This window comes from Bifidobacterium callimiconis (assembly GCF_003952005.1).
GTDB classification, from domain to species: Bacteria; Actinomycetota; Actinomycetes; order Actinomycetales; family Bifidobacteriaceae; genus Galliscardovia; species Galliscardovia callimiconis.
Window position 1 is genome coordinate 1 of sequence record NZ_QXGJ01000016.1, and the last position, 12,044, is coordinate 12,044.

Consider the following 12,044-nt stretch of genomic DNA (forward strand, 5'->3'; position numbering starts at 1 on the left):
TTTCAAGGTTTTGCGGCGGTCATGGCCCAGGGGAGACGCCCGGTCCCATTCCGAACCCGGAAGCTAAGACCTGGCACGGCGATGGTACTGCACCCGACAGGGTGTGGGAGAGTAGCACACCACCGCACAATTACTTTATAAAGCCCTCGACACTCAGTGTCGGGGGCTTTATGTTTTTCCAGCACCTTCCATATGCGAATAATTGTCACGCATCTTTTCTCGTAACCGGTTCGACGTGGTCCCGGGCCAGGTCAATCGTCAATGAAAGACGGGAAATGGAAGCAAGCAAATACCTAGCTTGGAGCGAATGAGTTGGAATGGCTACGCAGGTATGTGTCGAGGTGGTACAGATCTGTTATCGCATCCATTGACTCAATACGAGGTGACTCAATACAAGAACTAGATTCGAGACGATTCATTGGAGCATGGTGCGACACGCCGGGATTTGGCAATATGGGGGAGGTCCTGTATCTTATTTCTTGCTGCGGTCATGGCACAAGGGAAACGCCTGGTTCCATTCCGAACCCAGAAGCTAAGGCTTGGCACGGCGATGGTACTGCACTCGATAGGGTGTGGGAGAGTAGCACGCCGCAGCATTTACTCTTGAATAAAACGCTTGTCGAAGTCGACAAGCGTTTTTTGTTTTCGCGGTAATACGCGAACGGGAGCGGACTAGAATCGCTACGGTTGATTCGATACGTTGAGAAAGATGAAGTGGTATGAAGGATCGGCGCGCGAAGGTCGCACACCATAATCATTCCCACGATGCGGGGCTGGGGACACGACCGATCCCACGTCTGGCATTCGCACTGTCGGTGCCCACCATCGTGGCACAAGCAGCGAACGCATCGTATACGATCATCGATCGTCTGTTCATCGCGCATATTCCCGAAGTCGGCGATCAGGCCATGACCGGTGTGGGCATCTGCTTCCCGATCCTGCTGGCCGTCAGCGCATTCGCCATGCTGATCGGTGCCGGAGGAGCCCCTCGCGCATCCATTGAACTCGGTCGAGGCAACTTCAAACGGGCGGAGCGCATCCTCGGCGCCAGCACGGCATTCCTCGTCGCCATATCCATCGTGCTGATGATCGTCCTGCAGATCACCAAACGTCCCATACTCATGGCGTTCGGCGCCAGCGACGCCACCATCGAATACGCGGTCGATTTCATCACCGTGTATCTGCTCGGCACGGTGTTCATCCAACTCACACTCGGCCTCAATAATTTCATATCGGCACAGGGCAAGACAGCCGTCGCCATGGTGTCGGTACTGATCGGTGCGGGACTCAGCATCATTCTGGATCCGCTGTTCATCTTCGTGCTTGATATGGGCGTGCGCGGGGCCGCACTGGCGAATGTGATCGCCCAGCTGATCTCGGCGATCTGGGTGGTGGCGTTCCTCTGCTCCGGTCGTAGTGCCATCCGTCTGCGTCCCGGCAATATTCGTTTCGGTATGATCGTCGTGCCGATCCTGACGCTGGGACTTGCGCCGTTCATCATGCAGATCACCGAATGCCTGATCAACGTGGTCTTCAATTCCGGACTCCAACGCTACGGCGGGGACGATTACGTGACCGCCATGACCATCATCACCAGTCTCATGCAATTGGTGAACGTGCTGTGCACCGGATTCCAGCAGGGCATCCAGCCGATCATCGGCTTCAACTTCGGAGCCAGACAATACAGGCGCGTAAAGCAGGCCATTATCATGGCCTTCGCCACGCAGATCACGTCGGCCGTACTATTCGTTACGCTGATGGCGGTGTTCCCGGGCTTCTTCGTCTCGTGGTTCACCTCCAGTCCCGATGTCACCGACATCGCCGTGCGCATGATTCCCATATTCATGTGCGGCTGGGGCGTATTCGGCATTCAGATGGGCACGCAATGCGCATTGATCGGTATGGGGCAGGCCAAACAGTCGATCTTCCTCGCGATCTTCCGCAAGATCATCCTTCTGGTGCCGCTGGCGATCATACTGCCCCACTTCATGGGCGCGTTCGGCATCTTCGTGGCCGAGCCGATCTCCGACGCGACGGCCGGTCTGGTGGCCGGCGTGATCTTCGCCGTCACGTATCGGAAGGTCATCGGCAGAGCAGACAAGGAAACGGCGACGGACAAAACCGTGTGAAATTGAGGAAATCCACGTCGGGCGTGTCGGCATTTTACTTCAAGTGCTTGAAGTCCGTAGCGTGAATACCGACAATGCGTTACCGATGAGGACGCTACCGATCGGAGCGCTACCGACAAAGGAGTTCTAATGACTGACATGATGAAGGCGGCCGTATTCGAAGCCCCCGGCAGGATGGCCGTGAAGGAGCTGCCGAAGCCGCAGCTGGAGCAGGACGACGACATCGTGATCCGCGTGGTGCGCGCCTGCGTGTGCGGTTCCGACCTGTGGTTCTTCCGCGGACTGACCCCGCAGACCGTTGGTGGTCAGACCGGTCACGAATCCATCGGTGTAGTGGAGCAGGTCGGCTCGGCCGTGGAATCCGTGCAGCCCGGCGACTTCGTGGTAGTGCCGTTCCCGTTCAGCTGCGGCAAGTGCCCGGTATGCAAGGCCGGATTCGAATCCGTATGCCCTCACGGCGGCTACTTCTCCGCCTGCCAGGCCGAATACCTGCGCGTGCCTGAGGCCGACGGCACCGTCGTCAAGGTGCCGGGCAGCCCCTCCGACTACACCGACGAGCAGCTTGCTTCGCTGCTGACCATCTCCGACGTGATGTCGACCGGCTACCATGCGGCCGTCTCCGCCGAGGTCAAGCCCGGCGATACCGCCGTGGTGATGGGCGATGGCGCGGTCGGCCTGTGCGGCGTGATCGCGGCGAAGATGCTGGGCGCCTCCCGCATCATCGCCATGAGCCGTCACGAGGATCGTGCGGCGCTCGCCCGCGAGTTCGGCGCCACCGACATCGTGCCCGAGCGCGATCAGGCCGCCATCGACAAGGTGCTGGAGATGACCGGCGGCTACGGTGCGGACGCCGTGCTCGAATGCGTCGGATCCAAGCAGTCGTTCGACACGGCGATCGGGCTGGCCCGTCGCGGCGCCGTGATCGGACGCGTGGGGCTGCCGCACGACGTGGAGATCAGCGCTACTGGCACGTTCTACGCCAACATCGGCATCAAGGGCGGTCCGGCGCCGGTGCGCCACTACGATCTCAACGGTCTGCTTGACGCCGTACTCAACGGCGATATCAACCCCGGTCGCGTGTTCACTGGCGAGTACGACATCGACCATATTCAGGATGCGTACGAAGCGATGGATCAGCGCAAGGTCATCAAGGCGCTGATTCGCTTCTGACGCACATCTGATTACGTATTGCAGGACTGATACGTATCCGTAGGGCGGCGATCCCGCGTACCATGGGCACCATGGGGCGTGGCATCGCCGCCCTTGTGCTTGTGACGGTGGTGGTCACTATGGTGGTGGTCACTATGACGATGTGCACTGATGGGCACGATCGTCGGACGGCGAAACGAACAATCGGGGAGAATACGGCATGGGCAATGTCATCGATGATATGCGGTCGTCGTTCGACGATTTCGGAATGCGTGCGTTCAACGAAGTGGACAGTCTGGTGTTGTCACAGCTCGCGTATGCGCGTATGCCTGCCGTGGTGCCGCACTATCCGTCGTTCTCCATGGTTCCGTTGCAGTCATTGCTGCGCGCCGAGTCATACGACGCCATGTTCAACCGCGTCTGGTCGCCGCAGGCCAATGTGGAGCTGGTGCGTGCGATGTGCGAGAACCCGCGCTGGCGTGACGTGCGGGTCGGCGGTTATGTGAGCGAGTCCGATCCCGAGACGGCCAAGCAGTTCTCGGCCAGCACGTTCGATCTGGGCGACGGCCTGCTGTATATCGCGTTTCGTGGTACGGACAGTTCGATCGTGGGGTGGAAGGAGGACTTCATGATGGCCTTCCGCCGGCCCGTGGCCGCACAGGAGGCCGCGGCGCGATACGTGCGGGAGGTCGCCGCGCACTGGCATGGACTGATCATGCTGGGCGGTCATTCCAAGGGCGGCAATCTGGCGGTGTATGCGGCGGCCGTCGCGCCCGAGCCTATCCAGGACCGTATCATTGCCGTGTATTCGCATGACGGTCCGGGATTCGATGAGTCGTTTATGAATACGCCAGGCTTCGCACGCATGGCGGGACGCATACATAAGACCGTGCCGTCGTCGTCGATCATCGGCATGCTGTTCGAACCCCGTGCCGACACGGGTAATGATCACGCGGGATACACCGTGGTCGCCAGTGACGGCATCGGCATCATGCAGCATTTCGCGTTGAACTGGCAGGTGCGTGACGGGGCCTTTGAAAAGACGCCGGGGCTGTCGCAGGGCGCCGAATATCTGGCGGATGTGATCAACGGATGGATGAACCGGTACGACGACGAGCGGCGCAGACTGTTCATCGAGAACCTGTTCACCATCCTTGAATCCGGCGGCTACGACACGTTCGGCGAGCTGAGCGCGCACTGGCGGCAGACCGTGCCGATGATGGTCCAGGCGGCGCGGGGCGTGGATCCGGAGGAGCGTGAGGCCATGATCGCTGTGGTGGGCGGTCTGGTGGCGTCCGCGTTGAAGCCGGGGGAGCAGCAGACGGAGGAATAGGGTTTCCTGATTTCGGAGATGTCTTGTGGCCGTATCGGTTATCGTTCGCCGACCCATGGGGCGTCGGAGTGGATGTTCGGGAGCATCAGTGCGATGACCGCCAGCAGGCAGACGATCATGACCATCAGAATGATGTCCTCGTGACCGTGCGCCTGCAACAATGCGCCGGTGAGCGCACCGAAGGCGAGCGCCATCATCACCACGATGCGTCTGCCGAATTTCGACTGTTCGTGGCCGTGCGCCGACGCGTCGGCGACGATGCCGGTCAGTGTCATGGTGAGCACCGTGGTGGGCAGGTCCGGCACCGACAGTTTGCGTGCGGTGGAGTTCTGAATGCCCATTGCGGGGGCAAGCAGCATGATGAGCATGATGATGTGCAGGTCGATGTGGCTGGCGGTGGGGAAGTTCAGACTCGGTTCCGCGCCGCGCACTATCATCATGGCGCCGTTGCCGTTCAATGATGGGTTGGATGCGATCCAGTTCAGCAGGTAGGTGCCGAGCAGTGCCGCGACCACGAATGCCAGCTGCATGCCGGTTGAGACGAGCAGGTGTTTGGCGTGGTTGTCGCCATAGCGGCGGATGATCCGCCCTCCGATGAGCGCCCCCACGATGAACGAGACGAGGGTCAGTGCCGACGTCCACCAGACGAAGCCTTGTGCGTGGGCGATCGCGAAGCCGAGGAACACGATGTTGCCGGTCACGTTGGCGACAAACACGTGGCCGAATGCCAGATAGCTCAGGGCGTCTACAAGTCCGGCCACGAACGTCAGCAACACCAAGGCTGGCGATAGCAGACCGTATTGGTCGTCTTTGCGGGGGATCAGTGTGCGTTTCGCTTCAACGAGATGCGATGTCATGATGGCGGTGGTGCTTCCTGAACGGTTCGGAGCCCTGCGGGTTGGCTCCGGGGCTTGCGGATATGGATGGGTTCTGAACCGACATCCTAGCCATCAATGGGAACGGGCGTGTTCCGGGTAAGAAAAAGGCCTCCCTCGGAAGCGGTGAGGGAGGCCTGAAATGGGGCGATGCGAGGCGGATACGCGTGCATGCTGTGGAATTATGCGGGGCTGCGGGGAACCACGTGCGACTGTGGGGATCGTGAGCATCGTGGGGATGCGCGGGCCCGCGGGCGGACGGATCCCGCGAGCGGGCGGGACGTCAGATCAGTTCGGAGTCATCGGCGCCGGTGTAACTGCTGGAGCTTGAGCTGCCGGAACTGTTGGAGTCAGAGCTGCCGGAATTGGAGCTGCCGTTGGAATCGGAGTCGGTGCTGTTGCCGCTCTGGTTGCCGGGGCCTCCCTGACCGCCCATGCTTCCGCTCGGGGGCTGTCCCATGTTGCCGTTCTGCGAGTTTCCGTTGCCGCCGGGCGCCTGCATCTGCTGGCTGTTGCCGGGGCCGGAGCCGTGACCTCCGGTGATCGCGTTCACGGTGGCGGCTCCCGCCGCTCCTCCGATCAGGCCGCATACCAGTGACACGCCGGCGATGAGGCCCCACATCTTCTTGCCCAGGCCATTGCCGGTGATGGGGGATTTTGGCTTCGATGCCTTGGACTGAGGGGCGATGGGCTGGGGGTGAAGCAGGTTGTCGGGAGCCGGGGCGCTACCGGGCTGTCGGTCGCCGGGCTGAGTGGCACTTGGCTGCTGGAAGTATGCGGACGAGGGTTGCTGACCGGCTTGTTGCGGCTGTGCCTGCTGCTGGGAGTATGCTGCCGGTGTCTGCTGTGCATAGGCGGCGGTGGGAGCGGATTGCGTGGCGGGTGCGGTGGAAGTGGCTGACTGTGTGGCGGGCTGGGCGCTCGCAGCGTTTGCCGTATTCGGGTCAACTGCGTAATCGGGGGCGACGGGCGCGTAGGGCTGCTGGGAGATGGACTGGGTCTGCTGAGTGTTCGATGCCGTGGCGTTTGCCGTCGAAGTGGATTGGGTGCTGGGCTGCGGGGTATTGGCGGCGGGGGTGGTGTTGGTCATTCTATGCTCCTTACGGTGAAGAATACTGAATCGTTACGGGGTGGCTCTCCTCAGTCGGCTTTGCCGACAGCTCCCCTCGGAGAGGGGAGCCAAGAGGAGGGGGCTGACGGGGGTCAGCTCATGGTCCAGGAGGTGCTGGTGCCGAACTGGGAGTCGAAGTCGCTGCGGTCGATGGTCTCGGTGGTGAGTTCCGTGTCATCGCCGGCGCTCACAGTGGTGGAGTAGTCGCCGGTCACGGTCACGGTGATGTCGCTGTCGCCGGAGACCACGGTCTTGCCGTTCGCCTTGATGGTCACGGTGTTGCCGTTCGAATCGACCACCTTGCCGCCGTCCGCCACGTTGAGCGTGGAGATCGTGGTGTCCTCGGTCACCACCCAGGTGGAGGTGCCGTCCACGTTCACGCTGATCGGTGCGTCGCTGGCCGTGTCGTCCGTGGCGTTGGCATTGTCGGTGATTGACGCCGAACCGGTCCATGTGGTGCCTTCAAGCAGATACAGGTTCACTGTGGAGATCGTATCGGCGGTCACCTTGCCTTCCAGGGTTTGGTTTCGGCCGGTGAAGTTCACGGTCGCGCCGTTCGAACCCGCCGATCCCCAGTTGTTCGCATCGTTGCCTGACGCGTTGATCAGCGTGGCCTTGGCGGTGTTGAAGTCGAGCGTGGTGTTCTGCAGCACCACGTCGGCGGTGGTGTTGGTGAAGTAGAACATCGAACCGGATTCGATGGCTGACTTCAGCGTGGAATCCTTGGCTTGGAACGTGGCATGTTCGCCGGTGGAGGATTCCGCGTCGCCGGATGTGGACTGGTAGATGATCACGCCGTTGGCGATCGGATCGGAGCCGGTCTTGCCGGTATTCGTACTTTCCAATGTGGAATTGTTGATCAGGATGGTGTTGTAGCCTTCCATGCCGGCGATCTGGCTGCCCGATGCGGTGCCGGTCACGTTGTTCGCCTGCACGTCGCCGGTCGAATACAGGAGCGGTGAGCCGGAACCTTCCGTGGACAGCGTGGAATCGGTGATCGACACGTTGCCGCCGCCACGGTCGGTGGCAACCGTGGCGCTATGGTCGCCCTTGGTGGACGCCGTCACCGTACCGGCCAAGATCGTACCGGAATACGTGGCGTCAAGTCCGCGGGAATTGTCGGACGTGGTGCTGATCGTTGTGTCGTTGACCAGTGCGGTGCCGGAGTCCGTGGCGAACACGCCGTTCGAGCCGGAACTGGATGCCGTGATCTTACTGCCATTGATGACGGTCTTGGCATTCTCGCCGACGGTGAGTGAAACGGAGTTCGTGCCGTAGAAGTTGTTGTTGTCGGCATTGTCGCTGTCGCCGGACTTGGTGAGTGTGTCATTGGTGATGGTCAGTGTTCCGCCGTTCTGCGACAGCGTCGCGTTCACATCGGAATCCGAGGATTCGATGGTCTCGCCGTCGGACGCCTTGGTCTCGCCGTCGGCGGTGAGCGTTGCCGAATATGAGCCGGTGTAATCGTATTTCATGGTGTTCGCGCCGCCCATGCCGCCGGGGGCACCGTTTTGTGACATGGATGACGAGGAGAGATGTTGGATCGCGAATGCGCTGCCGGCTCCAGCGGCCAGGCCTCCGGCCAGGGAGAGAGCTGCGGCGACGGCGATGAGTTTTCGAGTGGCGAGTACCGGACGGACGTTTCCGTTGCCTGCTCCTCGGGAGCGTGAAGCGGATCTGCGCGGAGTCGCCGACCTGTGCATGTTCATGATCGTCCTTTCGAAGTTGATGACTTCATTGAACGACGGATGACGAAAAGACGGCTTTGGAGGAGCGCAAGGGGGTCTCGATATTTGCGTAAGGGGCACTCGGCATCGTGGTAATGTTCACCGGAAGTTTTCTGAATATCGACTGGAAACGTTGGGGCGCGGAAAGAATGAAATCCGACGATCACGTGCTGGTTCCCCCTATATTGGCCATCCGGGCTGCCTGCGGTTCAAGGTCGTCGGAAATGGTATGTTCGATGAAGGGATGAGACGATCATAGTGAGTTGACGAGGATGGGGATATGACTGATCGCAACAACACTTTCGTGAAGTCTGACCGCAAGACCGCTGCCGGGGTGCCGTCGGTCATCGAAGTGCACGGCGCCCGGGTGCACAATCTCAAGAACATCGATGTGAATGTGCCGTTGAACCGGCTGGTCGGCATAGCCGGAGTCTCCGGCTCGGGCAAATCCTCACTGGCATTGGGCGTACTGTATGCGGAAGGGTCGCGCCGATATCTGGAGGCGTTATCCACATACACCCGTCGACGACTCACCCAGGCAGGCCGAGCGGCGGTGGACGAGGTGCTGCACGTGCCGGCGGCACTCGCACTACACCAGCGACCGAGCGTTCCCGGCATCCGGTCCACTTTTGGTACCATGACCGAACTGCTCAACAGTCTTCGTCTCCTGTTTTCCCGCGTCGGCTCCCATACATGCCCCCACTGCGGCACACGAAACGCTCCGACGTTGAACGTCGCCGCAGAGCAGCCGATCGTCTGCTCGGGATGCGGACAGGAGTTCTTCGGGCCGGGGGCTGAGGATCTTGCCTTCAACTCCGGTGGTGCGTGCCCTACCTGCTCCGGTACGGGCGTCGTGCGTGAGGTGAATCGAGCCGCGCTGGTGCCGGACGAGTCCAAGAGCATTGACGACGGTGCCGTACTGCCGTGGGGTTCCCTGATGTGGGATCTCATGAAGCAGGTGTGCGGTGCCATGGGCGTGCGTACGAACGTGCCGTTCCGTGACCTCACCGAGAAGGAACGGGATATCATATTCAACGGTCCGGCGGTCAAAAAGCACATCCTGTACAAGCCGAAGAAAGGGGACGACTTCGCCGAGCTTGACTTCACGTACTTCAATGCGGTGTACACCGTGGAGAACGCGCTCGCCAAGGCCAAGGACGAAAAAGGTCTGAAACGCGTGGCCAGATTCCTCAAGGAGGGGCCGTGTCCGGACTGCGAGGGAACGAGACTGTCCGCAAAAGCACGCAGTCCAAGGATCAACGGTCTGAATCTCGCCGAGGTGACGGCCATGACGCTGGACGAAACCGTGGCCTGGGTGCGGGCTGTTCCAGACACGCTTGACGGCGGTTTGCGCCCGATGGCGACGAACATTGGCGAATCCTTTCTTGACGTGGCGAAACGGTTGCTGGAACTTGGATTGGGCTATCTGTCGCTCGACAGGGCCGGGGCAACGCTGTCCACTGGGGAACGCCAGCGTGTGCAGTTGGCCCGCGCCGTACGCAATCGCACCACGGGCGTGCTCTATGTGCTCGACGAACCGTCCATCGGTTTGCACCCGTCGAATGTCGACGGTCTGCTCGGCGTGATGGACGATCTGGTGGCCGACGGCAATTCGGTGGTCGTGGTCGATCATGACGTCCGCGTGCTCAGGGCCGCCGATCATCTCATCGAGATGGGGCCGGTGGCCGGAGCCGAAGGCGGACACGTGATCGCGCAGGGTACCGTGGCGGAGATCGCCTCGAACCCGGACAGCCGTATCGCACCGTTCCTGCGGACTGGGGCGACGCGGCGGATCCGCGAACAGGTTCCTGAGGATCACATGTTCGCAGCCGGGCGCATTCATATGGAGACCGGGTCTCTGCATACGGTCAAGCCGCTTTCCGTGGACATTCCCCGAGGCCGCCTGATCGTGGTGACCGGCGTTTCCGGTTCCGGCAAGACGACGATGGTGCTGGAGACGCTGATTCCCGCGTTGAAGGCCGCCGCCGCGCACGAACCCCTGCCGTCGCATGTACACGGCATCGAGGCGGATGGAATCGCCCGCGCGAATCTGATCGATGCCACGCCGATCGGCGCCAACGTGCGTTCCACGGTGGCCACCTACGCCGGTGTACATGACGAACTTCGTCGCGCCTTCGCCAGGGGAGACGAGGCCAAGGCGGCCGGATACAAGGCGGGGGACTTTTCCTACAACACCGGACGGCTGCGCTGCCCGACCTGTGACGGCACCGGGCAGATCAGTTTGGATGTGCAGTTCCTGCCGGACGTGGACATCGACTGTCCGGACTGCCGGGGAAGCCGGTATTCGGTCGAAGCCGGTCACATCCATCGTCGTTCCAGGAACGGAACGACGATGACGTTGCCGCAGCTCATGGCGATGAGCGTTGACGAGGCGTTGACGGTGACCGACGACCTGCGCAAGGTGCATGCCAGGTTGGAGACCCTGCATGATTTGGGACTCGGATATCTCACGCTTGGCGAACCCACGCCGGCGCTTTCCGGAGGCGAGGCGCAGCGGCTCAAGCTTGCGAGTGAGATGGGCAAGGTCCAGTCGGATGCCGTCTTCGTGTTCGACGAACCGACCATCGGATTGCATCCGCTGGACGTGCGGGTGCTGTTGGGCGTATTCGATGGCTTGGTGGCCAATGGTGCCACCGTGGTGGTCATCGAACATGATCTCGACGTGATCGCCAACGCGGACTACATGATCGACATGGGTCCGGGAGGCGGCGAGGCCGGCGGCCGAATCGTGGCCGCCGGCACGCCGGACCATATCACAACTATCCCGGAAAGCATCACCGGCAAGTACCTTGCCTCCTACTGCGGGAAGGCCTAAGCGGGATATCTCATATCCTCCTCAGGCAACGTCGGCTCCCGAAGCCGGTGAGATTCAAGAGATTCGCGGCTGTACCATGACCGTGGATTCACGGCTGCACGTGCAGGGCGGAGTCGGCTCGGAGCGTCTGCGGAGCAGTTCCTCCTCCAGATATTCCGAGATGGAACAGTCCTCCTCCCGGAGGCATTCATCGCAGAATGCGTCGTGAATACATTCGTCGCAGAGACAGTCGCCGGGGGAGACAACCATTCTCGACTCGAGATTATCGAACATATGTCCGATATTGATGGCTTTGGAGTTGTGAATACCGTGGATTGGTGAAAGGGCTGCGGCGGCGATGGAATCGTCGTCGACGATGAGGGCGATCGGGGCGATCAAAGTGATCGCCGTGGGGCGAATGGTGATGGTAAGCATGTGGAATCCTTGTCCTATATGGGTTGTTGGCGTCTGATGAACGGTGTTGGTGATAGGGGTGGTGGTGTCGAAGGTGGGGCGGTATCGGCTGCTGTGCTGATGGTTCTATAGATAGCATATTTCGTACGTATGTTCTAATTTGGTGTAATGGGTGTGTCGTGAAACATGAGTGGGGGGCGTGAAACAATGGGGGTGGAATCCCTCCCTCAGTCACGCGTTCGCGTGACAGCTCCCTCCTGAGGAGGGAGCACAGAGCAACGAGGCTCACACGTGCGTGCGACAGCTCCCTCCCGGGGAGGGAGCACGAAGCAATGAGGCTCACACGTGCGCGTATGGTTTGTCAGACCGTCACCCCCGTGCCCGTCGTCATCGTGAGACTCACGTGTGTACGTGACGTTTCTCCTCGATGGGGGGGAGAGAAGAACGGTGAAGCTCACGCGGACGCGTGATGGCTCGCTGTCGGGGGACGC

The 12,044-nt window shown here is 61.0% G+C and carries 8 protein-coding genes and 2 rRNA genes; 6 read left to right on the plus strand and 4 right to left on the minus strand.

The window, feature by feature from the left end; translation table 11 throughout:
• The first annotated feature begins 11 nt into the window (after positions 1-11).
• The 5 genes from rrf (D2E23_RS10600) (at position 12) to D2E23_RS10620 (ending at position 4,611) form a co-directional block, all read left to right on the plus strand.
• Positions 12-128: ribosomal RNA gene (rrf, locus tag D2E23_RS10600) — 5S ribosomal RNA — on the plus strand.
• Positions 129-480: 352 nt separating this feature from the next.
• Positions 481-597: ribosomal RNA gene (rrf, locus tag D2E23_RS10605) — 5S ribosomal RNA — on the plus strand.
• 122 nt (positions 598-719) lie between these two features.
• Complete coding sequence (locus D2E23_RS10610; protein WP_126030877.1) at positions 720-2,129, plus strand: MATE family efflux transporter; 1,410 nt, start codon at positions 720-722, stop codon at positions 2,127-2,129.
• Positions 2,130-2,258: 129 nt separating this feature from the next.
• A complete protein-coding gene (locus tag D2E23_RS10615; protein WP_126030878.1) occupies positions 2,259-3,299 on the plus strand; it encodes a zinc-dependent alcohol dehydrogenase family protein in 1,041 nt (346 codons plus the stop codon).
• Between the two features lie 199 nt (positions 3,300-3,498).
• Positions 3,499-4,611: a DUF2974 domain-containing protein gene (locus tag D2E23_RS10620; protein ID WP_126030879.1), complete on the plus strand. Its 1,113-nt coding sequence runs from the start codon at positions 3,499-3,501 to the stop codon at positions 4,609-4,611.
• A 38-nt stretch (positions 4,612-4,649) separates the two neighbouring features.
• Here the strand turns inward: D2E23_RS10620 and D2E23_RS10625 are convergent, their stop codons facing one another.
• From D2E23_RS10625 to D2E23_RS10635, 3 genes are all read right to left on the minus strand, one after another.
• On the minus strand, positions 4,650-5,468 hold the full coding sequence (locus D2E23_RS10625) for a YoaK family protein (RefSeq protein WP_126030880.1): 819 nt from the start codon (positions 5,466-5,468) through the stop codon (positions 4,650-4,652).
• 301 nt (positions 5,469-5,769) lie between these two features.
• Positions 5,770-6,576: a hypothetical protein gene (locus D2E23_RS10630; protein WP_126030881.1), complete on the minus strand. Its 807-nt coding sequence runs from the start codon at positions 6,574-6,576 to the stop codon at positions 5,770-5,772.
• Between the two features lie 113 nt (positions 6,577-6,689).
• The gene (locus D2E23_RS10635; RefSeq protein WP_241227288.1) at positions 6,690-8,306 is read right to left on the minus strand and encodes a beta strand repeat-containing protein; all 1,617 of its coding nucleotides are present in this window, start codon (positions 8,304-8,306) and stop codon (positions 6,690-6,692) included.
• 298 nt (positions 8,307-8,604) lie between these two features.
• Between D2E23_RS10635 and D2E23_RS10640 the strand changes: the two genes are divergently transcribed.
• Positions 8,605-11,160: an excinuclease ABC subunit UvrA gene (locus D2E23_RS10640; protein ID WP_164520797.1), complete on the plus strand. Its 2,556-nt coding sequence runs from the start codon at positions 8,605-8,607 to the stop codon at positions 11,158-11,160.
• A gap of 54 nt (positions 11,161-11,214) precedes the next feature.
• On the opposite strand, the gene D2E23_RS10645 is transcribed toward D2E23_RS10640, so the two are convergent.
• On the minus strand, positions 11,215-11,574 hold the full coding sequence (locus tag D2E23_RS10645; RefSeq protein WP_126030882.1) for a hypothetical protein: 360 nt from the start codon (positions 11,572-11,574) through the stop codon (positions 11,215-11,217).
• Positions 11,575-12,044 lie beyond the last annotated feature (470 nt).